General features: G+C 45.0%; 11 protein-coding genes and 3 riboswitches. Of the genes, 4 read left to right on the plus strand and 7 right to left on the minus strand.

The annotated features are described in order from the left end of the window. Positions 1 to 89 precede the first annotated feature (89 nt). Positions 90 to 452 carry a hypothetical protein gene (locus DTOX_RS22790; RefSeq protein WP_042315317.1) on the plus strand — a complete coding sequence of 121 codons (363 nt, stop codon included), beginning with the start codon at positions 90 to 92 and terminating at the stop codon, positions 450 to 452. A gap of 1 nt (position 453) precedes the next feature. On the opposite strand, the gene DTOX_RS02710 is transcribed toward DTOX_RS22790, so the two are convergent. The 7 genes from DTOX_RS02710 to DTOX_RS02740 form a co-directional block, all read right to left on the minus strand. Next, the gene (locus tag DTOX_RS02710; protein WP_015756191.1) at positions 454 to 1,188 is read right to left on the minus strand and encodes an ABC transporter permease; all 735 of its coding nucleotides are present in this window, start codon (positions 1,186 to 1,188) and stop codon (positions 454 to 456) included. Then, positions 1,188 to 2,027 carry an ABC transporter ATP-binding protein gene (locus DTOX_RS02715; protein ID WP_015756192.1) on the minus strand — a complete coding sequence of 280 codons (840 nt, stop codon included), beginning with the start codon at positions 2,025 to 2,027 and terminating at the stop codon, positions 1,188 to 1,190. Before DTOX_RS02715 ends, DTOX_RS02710 begins: the two co-directional genes overlap by 1 nt. Continuing rightward, positions 2,020 to 2,742, minus strand: a complete 723-nt coding sequence (gene cobI / locus DTOX_RS02720; RefSeq protein WP_015756193.1) for a precorrin-2 C(20)-methyltransferase — start codon at positions 2,740 to 2,742, stop codon at positions 2,020 to 2,022. Before cobI ends, DTOX_RS02715 begins: the two co-directional genes overlap by 8 nt. Positions 2,743 to 2,772: 30 nt before the next feature. After that, a complete protein-coding gene (locus DTOX_RS02725; RefSeq protein ID WP_015756194.1) occupies positions 2,773 to 3,726 on the minus strand; it encodes an ABC transporter substrate-binding protein in 954 nt (317 codons plus the stop codon). Positions 3,727 to 3,739: 13 nt separating this feature from the next. Next, on the minus strand, positions 3,740 to 4,534 hold the full coding sequence (locus DTOX_RS02730; RefSeq protein WP_015756195.1) for an ABC transporter ATP-binding protein: 795 nt from the start codon (positions 4,532 to 4,534) through the stop codon (positions 3,740 to 3,742). Positions 4,535 to 4,542: 8 nt separating this feature from the next. After that, positions 4,543 to 5,610: a FecCD family ABC transporter permease gene (locus tag DTOX_RS02735; protein WP_015756196.1), complete on the minus strand. Its 1,068-nt coding sequence runs from the start codon at positions 5,608 to 5,610 to the stop codon at positions 4,543 to 4,545. A gap of 102 nt (positions 5,611 to 5,712) precedes the next feature. Then, positions 5,713 to 6,660 carry a sirohydrochlorin cobaltochelatase gene (locus DTOX_RS02740; RefSeq protein WP_015756197.1) on the minus strand — a complete coding sequence of 316 codons (948 nt, stop codon included), beginning with the start codon at positions 6,658 to 6,660 and terminating at the stop codon, positions 5,713 to 5,715. 116 nt (positions 6,661 to 6,776) lie between these two features. After that, positions 6,777 to 7,039, minus strand: a riboswitch (cobalamin riboswitch). Between the two features lie 87 nt (positions 7,040 to 7,126). After that, positions 7,127 to 7,310: riboswitch (cobalamin riboswitch) on the minus strand. A gap of 184 nt (positions 7,311 to 7,494) precedes the next feature. Continuing rightward, positions 7,495 to 7,687, plus strand: a riboswitch (cobalamin riboswitch). 208 nt (positions 7,688 to 7,895) lie between these two features. Here DTOX_RS02740 and DTOX_RS02750 point away from each other — a divergent pair. The 3 genes from DTOX_RS02750 to DTOX_RS02760 all read left to right on the plus strand — a co-directional run bounded on the left by DTOX_RS02750 (position 7,896) and on the right by DTOX_RS02760 (position 13,646). Then, on the plus strand, positions 7,896 to 11,402 hold the full coding sequence (locus DTOX_RS02750) for an S-layer homology domain-containing protein (protein ID WP_015756198.1): 3,507 nt from the start codon (positions 7,896 to 7,898) through the stop codon (positions 11,400 to 11,402). 96 nt (positions 11,403 to 11,498) lie between these two features. After that, on the plus strand, positions 11,499 to 12,230 hold the full coding sequence (locus DTOX_RS02755; protein ID WP_015756199.1) for a DUF4430 domain-containing protein: 732 nt from the start codon (positions 11,499 to 11,501) through the stop codon (positions 12,228 to 12,230). A 39-nt stretch (positions 12,231 to 12,269) separates the two neighbouring features. After that, a complete protein-coding gene (locus DTOX_RS02760; RefSeq protein WP_015756200.1) occupies positions 12,270 to 13,646 on the plus strand; it encodes a stalk domain-containing protein in 1,377 nt (458 codons plus the stop codon).

Consider the following 13,646-nt stretch of genomic DNA (forward strand, 5'->3'; position numbering starts at 1 on the left):
ACCTTAGTGGGCAATAATATACTGCAGCATGTAAAATAGACTAGTCTATTTTAACAATAATATAAAGGAGGTATTTAGCATGTGTTGTAATGAAACTAAGTCAAACAGTTGTTGCCAGCCCCATTCCCACACTCATACTCACAGTGACGGCACCACACATTCTCACGAGCACAGCCATAGTCATGGCCATGAGCATGAGCATGACCACAGTCATGAAGGTTGCTGCACCGGAGGTCATAGCCATAAAGATTCAGGTAAGTGTTGCCAGTAAGAAAAATGTAAACATACAAAAGCACGCCCTGCTTATAGGCGTGCTTTTGTATGTTTACATCAGACATAGAAAGCCCTTACTCATTTCTTTATCCGAAATTGTAAAGGCAGGGTTTGTAAAAAATAAAGCAAATGGGTGCCAATTCCTATTCCCATTTGCTTCTGGTGTTGTAATAGATTAAACTATTCCACTTTGAGGCAGGTCTTAATTCCCCATATAACAAAAAGAGCTAAATAGAATATTTGAATTGCCGGTTCAGTCCACGGCAGATCAGTTCCCAGTGCGACCGATCGAAGTCCGTGGCTGGCCGGGGTCAGTGGTAATAATTTTATAATCTGTGAAAAAGGAAAGGGTACCCTGTCTACCGAAAAAAAAGTGCCGCAGACAAAAGTCATCGGGGTTATGACAAAATTATTAAACCTGGTCATGTCCGGATGAGATTTGATTTTCAGAGCCACCAGAAATCCCAGGCTTGAGAAGACCAGGCAGTTCAAGCACAAAAGAAGAACAAACCAGAGATTGAAGATAAGGTCTGCCCGGAAAAACCAGGATATGACCAGTAAAATAGCTGCGGCATACAATCCCCTGAGCGCTCCCGCCAGAATTTTACCTGCCGCAAAGGAATAGACAGTGATAGGCGCGACAAGATATTCCTCCAGTGTCTTATCGTAGAGGCGGGCAATGGAAAGAGGAGTGGCCACGGCGTTGAAACTGACGTTCATTGTACTTAGCGCCACTATTCCAGGTACGATAAAGTCGATGTAGGCCACCCCTCCCAGGTTAACTGTTTTGCCCAGGCCCCAGCCGAAGGCTACCATGTACAGCAAAGGTGCTACCATTGAACCGGTGGTAATAGTCCACCAGCGGCGTTTAAAAAAAAGATACTCTCTCCAAAGCACGGCTCTCAATCCGGACATCAGGTGCTCACTCTTTCTTCAGTAAGTTTTACGAAAACATCTTCCAGCTTTGTCTGGCGTATGGTGAACTCGTCGCGTAACGCTCCTGCATGCTCCAGCGCTTCCTGGCGGGAAGCAAAAAAGTGAAGGATTGTCCGTTCGTCTCGGAATTCTTCCACAACTACCGGTCCCACCACTTTTTTTAGCTCTTCCGGTGAGCCGTCCATGATTAATTCGCCTTTTTTCAGCAGTCCAATCCTATTGCAGAGAGTCTCTGCCTCCTCCAGATAGTGGGTAGTCAGTAAGATAGTAATTCCTCTGCTGTTTAAGCTTTTAATCAAATCCCAGACTTTCCGCCTTATAAATACGTCGAGACCTACTGTTGGCTCGTCAAGAAGGAGAATCCTGGGTTTGTGCATTAATGCCCGTGCAATCAATACTTTTCGCTTTGTTCCGCCAGACAGAGTGTTAACCAGTGTTCCGGCCTTTTCTTCGAGGCCGGTAAAAGCCAGCAGTTCCTCAATTCTTATCCTGGCCTGTTCCTGTGGAATGCTGTAAAGCATGGCGTGCAGGCGCAAATTTTCCACCACGGTCAGTTCCGGTTCAAGGTTGATGTGTTGAGGTACCAGACCCACTTCTGCCTTAAAACGGGTATCGTTGCGGTGAGCACGGCATCCGTTTACAACAATGCTGCCCTCTGTGGGCATGGTTAAAGCTGTAAGCATCCTGACAGTAGTTGTTTTGCCGGCTCCGTTAGGACCGAGCAAGCCGAAGAATTCGCCGGTTTTAATATGCAGATTAAGCTTATTTACTGAAACCGTTTGTTTATAATTTTTGCTGACATTTTCAAGTTTAATCATAATTGCAATCCATTGCTGAATGCTTTCTGGCCAGAATGGTGGACAGATAATTGGGTTTTTTATCTTTGCTGCCATTTAAATTGCATGTGATTTCTTCATCCGCAAACCCGCATCTGCTAATCATTACTGCCTTCTCAGAAAGTCCATGGCGGTTAAGATGACCGACGATTTGATCATAATTTTTATATACTCTCATCATTACGATACTATCAGAACAGGAAAGCACCTTCTCTATTTTTTCATCTGCCAGCGTGGCAGGGACAATACTGAGGACGTCATTGTCCTCGGCCAGAGGAATACCCAGACGACTGGCAGCCGCGCAAAAGGAAGGTACACCTGGTATAGTTTCTATTTTTAAGCCCTTGCCATTTAATAGTTTGAAAATATAAAAATAAGTGCTGTATAACATGGGATCGCCAAGAGTGAGAAAGGCTACATTTTTTCCTTCATTGAGAAAAGATATAATGATGTTCTTATTGTGTTCCCAAGCGGCGGCCAAAACATCCGGATCGAAAACCATAGGAAAGACCAGCTCCAATATATGAGCGTCTTGCCGGATAAAGGAGCGAGCGATAAAGAGGGCAGTGCTGCCTTTCTTTTTCTCGGTGCGGGGGGCAATGACCACATCTGCCTCCCGAAGTATTTTCACTGCCTTAAGTGTAATCAATTCTGGTTCTCCCGGTCCAACTCCAACACCGTAAAATGTACCTTGCATAATGTCCTCCATGTAGAAATATTTTTTGTTTTAAACAGTCTTAAAGTAATCCGGATATAAAACTCGCCCAATTTCTGCGATACCATCCAATAACCGCATGGTGGGACGTGATACCAGTGCCTCTGGCACCAAGAAAACCTGGTGGTTTTGTATTGCCTTGATGGCCTGGTAACCGGGTCGCAGATATATTTCTTCTTCTCTGGTCTTGTTCATTTCACCTTTTTGCACAAGGTATACATCAATGTCCCTAGCTTTGGCCAGAAGCCTTTCCTGACCATATGAGGCAATGGTGCTGCCCGGTCTCACCGCTTTAGCATCAATCGCCACATTAATGGCCCCGGCCTTTTCCAAAATAAAAGCGGCGATTGAGTCCGGAGTGCAGGTTGTTATGTCCTTAGTTGTCTCAAAGAACACTTTCTTTCGCTCTTGCTGGGGTATTTTGGCCACCACGTCCCCAATTTTCTTTAATTGGCTGTTAAATTGATCTACCAGTTCGCCGGCTTCTTTTTCCTTTCCTGTTAGTTTGCCTAGTTTTTTCAGGTACTGAAGAAATTGATCAACATTCTCCGGGTACAGGACCGCAACGGGAATACCCGCGGTTTCCAATTTATTTACAAAATCCGGATAATTGTTGGCAATAAAAGTTCTGATAAGCACCAGGTCCGGCTTGGCTGCAATGAGCTTTTCAGCGTCTTCCCGGTAGCTGAAGGACTGTTTTTTCAGAGCAGAGGGCGGGAAGGACTCGCTGTCGGAAACCCCAATAATTTCATCATTTAGCCCCAGAGAATAAAGGTTTTCCGTATGCCCGGTGTAAAGTGATATAATTCTCTTCGCCGGTTCTTTTAGCTTTACTTCCTTACCCAAATCGTCTACCACCATAATATTGTCGGGTGTTGACGCGGGCTTGGTTTGGGCGCATCCGGCCAGTATGGTAATTATGAAGATTACTAGAAAAACAGAAATAATTTTGGATTGCTTATTCATGATACTTCTCCTTTTATTCCAGATCGGGAAGCAGTGTCAGATTATACTTGCCGGTAACCGCATGTTTCTTTATTTCTACCTGAACATGGAAAACCTTATTTATCATTTCTTCGTTAAAAACAAGGTTTGCCGGACCCTCGCAAATCACTCGGCCTTTATCCATGTATACTAAATATTCGCAAAACATGCCGGCAAAGTTTAAATCATGCAGTACGGCGATTACCGTAACTGCCTTTTCCGTATTTAGTTTCTTAATTAGTTTAAGCAACTCCAATTTGTGGGAAATATCCAGATTAGATGTAGCTTCGTCCAGGAACAATACTTGTGGGGTTTGAGCCAGAGCACGGGCCAGGAGCACCCGTTGTCTCTCTCCGCCGCTTAAGCTGGTAATGGCTTTTTGTGCGTGTTCTAAAACACTGCAATGTTCCATACAATTGTATACAATCTCCAGGTCTTTGTGAGAAAGCCTGCCCATGCGTCCCAGATGAGGTTTTCGCCCCATCATTACAACTTCCAGCACAGAAAAGGGAAAGTTAATTGAGCAGTTTTGTGGCACGACGGCGAAACTGCGGGCTATGTGCCGGCGGCTGCAGGAACTCAATTCCTTGCCGTTCCAGGTGATATGGCCGGAGGAAGGCTTCAGCACACCACACATAATATTGATCAAGGTTGTTTTGCCGCTGCCGTTAGGCCCGAGAATGCCGTAAAAACCTCCCTCACGAATATCAAGGCTGACTTCCTGAAGTGCGGTGTACTTTCCATAACACAGGGTCAGGCTGTCAGTTTTTATCAGAACCCCTTGTTTCAAAGTTCCTCCTAATACATTTGTTTTTTTGTTTTAATTTTAAAAATATAACAGAAAAACGGGCCACCCAGCAGGGTGGTCAGAACACCCACCGGAATCTCCGCAGTCAGCAGGTTTCTGGCGATGGTATCCGCTCCGCTAAGAAGAAGCGCCCCTCCCAGCGCTGATGCGGGGATCAGTATTCTGTGATCCGGCCCCACAATCATGCGCATCAGGTGAGGGACGATTAACCCTACAAAGCCGATTATTCCGGAAATCGAAACACAGGCCGCGGTAATCATGGAAGAAGTAATCAGGAGAATAGTAATGACCTTTCCGTCATCAATACCCAGTTGCCTGGCGGAGCTGACTCCCAGACTCAAGATGTTCAGATCATCTGCGTAATAATAACAGATTAGTAATCCGGCTGCGACAGGGGGCAGGCACAATAATACATGATGCCAGCCCCTGGAAGCAAAGCTCCCCATCAGCCAGAATACAATCGACCCGACTCCTTCGCCGGCCATGCTTTTTAAGAAGCTGACAGCTGCGGACAGTATGGCGCTGACAATAACCCCCGAGAGGATCAGGTTGGTTACTGCCAGTGTGCCGTTAACCAGGGCGAGGCTGTACACGGCTCCCAGAGCAACAATAGCCCCTGCAAAAGCAAAAAGGGGCACGGTCAGCATAGCTAAACTTCCGGGAAGGAAAATGCCGAAAAATATGGCCAGCGCAGCCCCGAAAGCCGCGCCGGTGGATACACCGAGGGTATAGGGATCAGCCAGAGGGTTTACCAGGAGACCTTGTAGGACTGCCCCGGCAGTAGCCAGCCCGGCTCCCACCAGAACAGCCGATAATATTCTGGGCAACCTGATATCCAGTATTACTGCCCGGTGAATATCGTCCAAGCCGGCAACTGTCTTGCTGTCAGCCGACAAAAGAGAAAAAATGATTCTGGTTATCTCCCAAGGGGGTATTTTGATAACGCCCAGGCCGGTAAAGATAAGGCAGCCGGTGACCAGGAAAATAACCAGTATAATCAGCACCAGAAATCTTCGTTTTTCTTTTTTTCTGTGAGACAGAATTAATTCATGCTGCATTTTGACCTTTCACTTACTTGATAATTATATTAATATATAAATTCACATCTCAATTAATTGAGATTTCGGATACTTGCATAATCAAGGGATGTATAAATAATTCTATTTTTCTTCACCGGCAGGCTTTGAATTAAGTTCATTCATCGCTTGTTTTATACGATTCATGTAAATGTTTTGAATCTCCTTATTTTCGCCAAGACCGTGAAGATAGCTATCCACTGCAAAACCTTCGGCTTTCAGCTGGCTCGTATGCGAATCTTTCTCTTCACCTGCCATGTCGTTATTGGCATGGTCGCCGGCTACAAGCATAAACGGAATCAAAGTAATTTTTTTGATATTATTAGCTTTTAATTGCGGAATTACTTCCTCCAGCGTCGGCGTTCCTTCCACCGTATATACATAGGTGTTTTTAAAGCCCAGCTCGTTTATTGTGTGCTGCAGTACTGTATAATAGGCATTGGCCGGATGAGGCGTTCCGTGTGCCAGCACGAGAAGCGCTTCATCGTTTTTCATTGAAGACGGTAATTGTGTTTTTAGTGCTTCCAGTGCAGTGATAAAATCATTTGGCTCGTTTTCTTGTCCCATATAGTACAAGAGGGGAAGACCGCACGAGATCTTTTTAAAAGAATTGTCGTTTTTGTATTGGTCTACCACTTTTTTAATGTAATCGTATTCCACGCCTGGAATTATATTCAACATTTGCACCACAACAGTAGTATAGCCGTCATTTTTTAATTTTTGTAAGGCTTGCTCCGGTGTATCTACCTCAATTCCATCGCGTTCTTTCAAGACTTTAATAATCGTATGGGAACTGAAAGCTCGTCTAACATCCCAGCCTTTAAATTCTTCTTTAGCTCTGTTCTCCACCGCTTCAATTGTAAGCTTGCGGGTATCTTCATAAGTGGTTCCGAAGCTAACGATCAAAATGGCTTTTTTCTCGGTTTCCGGGTTAGTGTTTTGTGCGGTAGGATTTTGTTTGCCTGTATTGCTGCACCCCATCAGTAAAAATAATACAAGTATTACGCTGCTCAAACTAATGGCCCGTTTCATAAATAGATCCTCCTTCTGAATGTTAGTTAGTAAGTCAGTCAGTTTATTCAGATTCTAAGGAGGAAGTATTGATATTATTAGATACAAGTCCAACACCCCCTTATCCACGCAAGGCCTAACGTTGGGGAAAACAGGCAGGTTTCCTGGCTCCGGGTCATTGCTGCCTTACGCCTTCCCAGGTCAATACCCAGTGACATAAGATTGGAACATTCCTTTTCAGAATAAGTGGCAAGCAATTTTGCCGGTTCCAAATGGATTGTTCCCTTTTCCTTTTGTAAGGCAGCTCACCGTTACAGTGGCGGGACCGCGCCGGACTCGCACCGGCTTCCCTTTTAACCCCTGTCCCTCGGGAAGGGGCACCTGTTTTCCAAATTAAAAACAAAAACCTTAGCTCTCCCGAGGGGTGCTAAGGTTTTAGCGTCTGATGAATACAGAAATCTAAGACCGCACACTTTTCCCCGGAAAGCGTTTTGGATAATGCCAGCCAGGTCTCCTGACTTATGGGAAATAGCGCCATACTCCGCCTTCCCGGGAATATTCCCAGTGGCTTATCGGGAGTTGGCTGCCCATTTACAGTGGCCGGACCGTCCAGGATTCTCACCTGGTTCCCTGTGCCTTTCCTAAAAGGCAACTGGCATTAGACTGATTGAGTGATTTAATTCATGGTAAAGTTATATCATAAATCAAATATTGTGTCCATACTTCCGGATAATCTATGTCGAGAATCTATATTATTAAATCAAATATGCTCTTCTGACAAATGATCTTTTTATGGTATATACAACACAGCCATAACGTGATATTATGAATAATCAAAAAATAATTAGGAATATAAATTCATAACCGGAGCAGGGAGCTTTATCTGAATGATAAAGCTTAAAAGAGAAGCCGGTGCGAGTCCGGCGCGGTCCCGCCACTGTAATGGGTAGGAGCCTCACACTATGTCACTGGGACAGGATATTCCCGGGAAGACGTGAGGTTTACGATGATCCTAAGCCAGGAAAACTGCCTTGTTCTTTATTGCCACATATCTACGTGTGATAGGAGGTGGTTTTTAATGTTTATGCCATTTTTGCCGGCATCGCCATAAAATCCCGATTCACTTGTGGATCGGGATTTTTATTTTTGTATTGGTTGCAATTAAGTTTAAAATTATTTGTTTTATTAAATATTGCTAATTTTAGAGATAATTAAAGATGTTGCGAACTTGTTATGGGAAAGGTGGATATTAGATAATGAGGAGAAAAAACACAAAATTACAATTCATAACGTTATCAGTAATGATATTTTTTATCCTGAACATTATTCAGTTTTCCGGATTAACCAGCCAGTCAGCAAACGGGCAAGAGGCTGTATATACTTCTGCTGAAATGGCGGCAAAAGCAGTTGATTTTATTAACGATAAGTATAAGGCGGGAGAGAAAATTGATGGCTATACCGCTTATGTGCTGGCTATGGCCGGGCAGGATTTGTCAAGTGAGAAATGGAGCATAAACGGCACTAGTTTAAGAAGTGAAATCGAAAACTTAGCCGACTTAATGGGAAATAATGTTAATTTAATAAATTATGTTTGCTTAACCCAGAATAATGACGGCAGTTTCGGCCCTTATGCCAATGAATATGGGACAAAGGTGCCGCTGCAGGCTTTGTCGACAGTTAAAGAAGACATTACTGTCGGCAGCGATGTTTACAATCAGGTGCAGAGTGCCATTGATAATGCTGTAAACTTTTTTAAGACAAAATATCAAAACGGCGGCATGACCTATGATGTAAACGGTTGGAGTTTCGATTACCGCTGTGTTGAGGCACTGGCAAAATCGGGGGAGGACCTGTCAGTGGGCGGTTGGGTCTATAATGGTGTATCCCTCAAAGACAGCATAATGCTTTCTGCCAATAGTACGGCGCGGTCCATTAAAAAGGATTCATCTGTACAGGACGCTGTGTATCTGTCCAAAGAACTTACGGCTCTTTATGCTGTTGACAAAGCTTCAACCGACATTGATGTTCTGGCCGGTGCGATTACAGCCAAACAAAATGGTGACGGCAGTTTCGGGACAAATATGTTTGACCATATTATGGTTCTGAATGCTCTCGGAAAAGCTGGAGCAATCAGTAATATTGACCAGACAAAGGCATTTAATTTTATTGATAATTTGAAAGAAATTCATAAGAACTCCTGGGGTCAAGACGCCGGTGTAGCCTGGGGCTCACAGTACACAAGCGGTTTTGAAGAGTCTGATACCACTGCCCAGGTTATTACGGCACTCAGTTATTTTTCTGAGGCGAAGAACGAAGGCAGCGATGTTTATAAGACTATACAGGGTGGTCTTACCTATCTTAACGACGTGCAAGATGCTGACACGGCGGCCATAGTCCGTATAGAAGGTGACAGCACCTTTTCCTCTGCTGAAACACTGCTGGCACTCAAGTCACTGGGATATACTTTTGACCAGTATACAGGGACTGCTTCAAAATGGGTGAAAAATTCCCGGACGAAAACTATAACTCAGTGCATAAAGGCAGTGAACAAATGGGGTGACGCCGGACGCCTGGACAGGCTGATTAGACTTTTGGCAGACCGGCAAAAAGCAGAGGATCCGGGTAAAGGTTCTTTTGAAAACAGCGTATACAGCGATATGTGGGCTTATTTAGCCCTTGGTGAAGCCGGAAAGCTTGACGGGCTTAACACCGGCGATGCTAAAACGTATATTTTATCTAAGCAGGATACTTCCGGTTCCTGGGGAGAAATCTTTGATCAATACTACCCTGATTTCCTTTCCACAGCACAGGCTATCCGGTCGCTCAGCTATCTGCCGGAAGCCGGTGAGGCAGATGTTCAGGCAGCAATAAATAAAGGTCTGAATTATCTGAAAACCCTTCAGCGGGATGACGGCAGCGTTAGCGCAAAAGATGATGACCCTGCTGTAGATAATTCTGAGCTAATCATAACTTTAAATAGATTGAATATAGATCCACAAGGTGCTGAATGGACAAAAACTGTTGATGGCAAAAAATTTACTCCGGTATCTTATCTGATGAATAACACAATGAATGCCGATGGCAGCTTTGGCGCATCTAAAAATGTTTTTGGAGCCACTGAAGCACTTTATGCATATTTAATTCAGGACGGTACCGGTAACCCTGGCGGAGACGGTCCAGGAGGCGGCTCGTCTGAGAACCGGTGCAGTGTTAATATCGCGATAGTGGGAAAGGACGACGAAATTATTTACAGACCGGGCAGTGTTATCCTGGATAAAACTTCAAAATGGGGTATTACTGCTATGGGCGCACTCCATGCCACAGGTTTGAGCTATGTAGGCGACAGCAGTTTTGTTAAGAGCATTGATGGGCTGGCTAACAGCGGCATGAACGGGTGGATGTACAGTGTTAACGGGGTTGTGCCTATGACTACTGCTTCTGATAAAGTGGTTAAAGAGGGGGATAGGGTAATCTGGTGGTATAGTACGGATATGAATTCATCAGGACCTAGTTGGGACAGTCTCTTAAAAGGATCTGCAGGTGCCGGGGGCAATCAGTCGGCAGCTGCTTCATCAACTAGCCTCATTGAGCAAAATAAAGAACTTCCAGATGCATTGCAGGTTTCGGAAAAGGCTCTGGCAGCGCTGGAGCAGATAGCCCTGCTGCTTAATCCTCAAGACATTGAAAAAGAAAATACATTGGATGCATCGGTTCAGGACGACGAGATTAATAATGTAATTGTAGTAGGCAGCAGGCAGCCTTTAAATCTGGCTTTGCTCAAAACATTAAAAAAGGAACTGGATCAGAATGAGGTACAGTTAACACAAAAAGTTGAAGCGGACAGTGGAGCTGTCCTGTTGGATGCCAAAGAGGAACTGGCTCTGGTTATTCCGGCTAAGTCACTTAATAAGGATATGGAAATAAACGTTAAGGAAGCAGCTGCCGGCAATCAGCAGGAAACTGCCGCACCGTCAGGTTTTCGTCAGGTGTCAGCAATTTACGATTTTGGTCCCAAAGATACTGTTTTTACTATGCCGGCGACATTAACCTTTAAGCTGGTTATGCCTCCTTTGGTTAAGCCGGATAGACTGGTTTTGGCCTATTACGATAAAGTTGCCGGCAAGTGGGTATCTGTCCCTGCTGTTGTGGATTTGGATAAAGGTTTAGTCCTGACCAAGCTGCGGCATTTAGGACAATATGCGGTTTTTGCCCGCGAGTCTTTGAAGACCTTTGCTGATGTAAACGAAACTTCTTCTAGTTGGGCTAAAGATTATATAGAAAATCTGGCCGGGGCCGGAATTGTTGACGGTATAGATGCTACACACTTTGAACCGTCAAGAAAGGTGACCAGGGCAGAATTGACCAGTTTATTGGTTAAAGCCTTAGGCATATCCACAGATCAAAGCTCTGCTATCTCTCTGAAGGATGTTCAAGCCGATGATTGGTACGCGGGGGCGGTTGGGGCAGCTCAGGCAGCCGGTTTGATTACCGGCTATGAAGACGGCACTTTCCGGCCGGGCAACACTGTTAGCCGTGAAGAACTGGCGGTAATTCTGGTGCGCGCAATGAAACTTGAGTCTGACCAGGAAAAAATGTGGTTTGCCGACATAGATAAGATTAACTCCTGGGCCAGAGACAGTGTGTTCACAGCTTCATCAAAAGGTCTCATAAAAGGTTTTCCTGATGGAACTTTTCGTCCTGATGTTGCTGCCGGCCGGGATGAGTGTGCGGTTATAATCTTTAGGATGTTGAATGAATATTAATATGTGTTGCGGCATGTTTCATGCCGCAACGGATTAAATAAAAATTATTTGTGTTTAGACTTCTTTATAACCGGCTTAGTTGGTTTGTGATGAGGAGTGGGGATTCTGAAAAAGAAAATAATCTATATTACACTAACACTGGTGATTTTAGCAGCTATTCTGGGCCCGTCTATTTATGCAAATAAATTCAGCAGAAACCAGATTGCTGCACAATTCAAAAATAACACAACCACCCAGACGGGTGAAAGCAAGTCGCTGCCGGCTAGCGATGCGTCAAAAGCCGGAGAGCAAAAAACAGAGGCAAAACAAGAAGCGGAGCTAAAAACAGGTGATGCTATGCCGTTTCAAGAAAGCGAAGCAACGGACAAAGATATTAAAACAAAGCCTGTTGATAAAAATAACAATTCAGGGCTTAGCGAAAATAAAGATAGCGCCGGACAGTTAAATAAAAATGCTGCGGCGCCGGACAGTTCACAGGAGATTTCCCGCACTGTTGGCATGGCTGTAGTTGGCAAGGAGGGGGAATTGCTCTATGCGCCTGGCAGCGTTACCGTAACCTCCAAAAATATATGGGACACCACGGCGTTGGGTGCTTTGGACGCTACCTCCCTGCCTTATAAAGTGTCCAGCGGGTTCTCAGGTTTTGTTGAGGAAATTGCCGGTTGCCGTAATAAAGGACAGTCAGGCTGGATGTATATGGTTAACGGTGAAGTTCCGGGAGTTTCCGCCAGCCAAAAACAGGTGAAAACGGGAGATAAAGTTATCTGGTGGTACAGTAAGAGTATGGATGCTCCAATGCCCGATTGGGATGCTTTGTTAAAAAAATAATGATGTTAGTATATTATTGAATTTGTTGGGGGGAAAATTATGTTGCTCAGAAGTTACTCCGGCTGCGTTGCTGTCATTTTGTTTGTTTTATTGGTGTTTCCCGCTCTGGCGCAGGCACAGCAGTCTGCTGATATAAAGCCTTCGATGGACAAAGCGGTGAAATACCTGTTGGATTATGAAAAAGAGCAAAATAGGCCTCTGTCTTTGTGGAGCTACACAGCTATGGCCGCGGCCGGGCAAAACCTGGATAATACTAAAGTTGAGCAGGCTTTGCTGCAGCAGCTTAACGTATCGGAAGCTACTGCTGAATACGGCCTCCTGGTTATTGCCTTAGTGGCTGCCGGGGAGAATCCATATGATTACCGGGGGCAGAATTTTATTGGGAAAATTCAGTCTGCCTGTCTTCCTGACGGAAAGTTTGCGGATAATATCGACGGCAGCGGACAGGGGGACGGTGGGGAACAAGTATTAGCCAATGCACACATCTGGGCAGTGCTGGCCCTGCATGCCGCCGGGGCGGACAGTCAGGATGCCGCCCGTCAAAAAGAGTGGCTGATTTCCCAGCAGCATGAAGATGGCGGTTTTAACTGGTGTGTCAGCGACAAGAAATCGGATGTCGATTCTACCGGTATGGCCTTAATGGCTCTGGGTGCTTTGGGAGAGAGAGAAGACAGCATAACAGTGAAAAAAGCATATGCATACCTAAAAAGCGTGCAGGAAAGTGACGGTGGCTTTGCTTCCTGGGGAGCGTCTAATGCCGAATCCTGCGGTATGGTTATAGAAGGCTTAACAGCGGTTGGGATTAAACCGGCAGCTGAAGAAATGAATAATGCAGGTGGCAATCCGGTTGCGGCTATGCTTAATTACCAGTTAACTAACGGCAGCTTTGCTCATATAAAAGGCAGCGGAGCCAATGAGATAGCGACTTATCAGGCTTTAATGGCTTTATCGGATGAATATTATGGTAAATGTATTTACCAGCGGCTGGCGGACAAAAGTTTGGGAAATCAGGTTCCTGCTGTGCGAAAAATTAAATTTCGGGTAGATGAAAATGATTACGAAGTTCAAGCGAACGGGCAAACCAGCTTGGAAGAAGCCGATGTCGCGCCTTTTTTGCTGAATGGGCGAACCTATGTGCCGCTGCGTTATCTGGCACAGGCTTTAGTTATACCGGAGGCAGGTATTTTGTGGTCGCCTGAAGAGCAAACGATAACACTTAACCATAATGGCATTACTGTCAAGCTGGCTGTCGGCAGCAATCTCATATATGTTAATAATGTTGCTTTATCGCCAATGGATATTGTGCCGGTAATCAAAAACGATCGTGTTTTTCTACCGGCCCGTTATGTAGCTGAGTCCTTTGGCTGTCAAGTAGCCTGGCAGGAAGCAACACAAACGGTTATTATTACACAGTAG

Source organism: Desulfofarcimen acetoxidans DSM 771 (assembly GCF_000024205.1).
GTDB classification, from domain to species: domain Bacteria; phylum Bacillota; class Desulfotomaculia; order Desulfotomaculales; family Desulfofarciminaceae; genus Desulfofarcimen; species Desulfofarcimen acetoxidans.

Bases quoted from the DNA above. Each gene is read 5' to 3' on its own strand.
- cobI (WP_015756193.1), bottom strand. From the start codon at position 2,742: ATGCAAGGTACATTTTACGGTGTTGGAGTTGGACCGGGAGAACCAGAA.
- DTOX_RS02750 (WP_015756198.1), top strand. From the start codon at position 7,896: ATGAGGAGAAAAAACACAAAATTACAATTCATAACGTTATCAGTAATG.
- DTOX_RS22790 (WP_042315317.1), top strand. From the start codon at position 90: ATGAAACTAAGTCAAACAGTTGTTGCCAGCCCCATTCCCACACTCATA.
- DTOX_RS02735 (WP_015756196.1), bottom strand. From the start codon at position 5,610: ATGCAGCATGAATTAATTCTGTCTCACAGAAAAAAAGAAAAACGAAGA.
- DTOX_RS02710 (WP_015756191.1), bottom strand. From the start codon at position 1,188: ATGTCCGGATTGAGAGCCGTGCTTTGGAGAGAGTATCTTTTTTTTAAA.
- DTOX_RS02725 (WP_015756194.1), bottom strand. From the start codon at position 3,726: ATGAATAAGCAATCCAAAATTATTTCTGTTTTTCTAGTAATCTTCATA.
- DTOX_RS02715 (WP_015756192.1), bottom strand. From the start codon at position 2,027: ATGATTAAACTTGAAAATGTCAGCAAAAATTATAAACAAACGGTTTCA.
- DTOX_RS02760 (WP_015756200.1), top strand. From the start codon at position 12,270: ATGTTGCTCAGAAGTTACTCCGGCTGCGTTGCTGTCATTTTGTTTGTT.
- DTOX_RS02740 (WP_015756197.1), bottom strand. From the start codon at position 6,660: ATGAAACGGGCCATTAGTTTGAGCAGCGTAATACTTGTATTATTTTTA.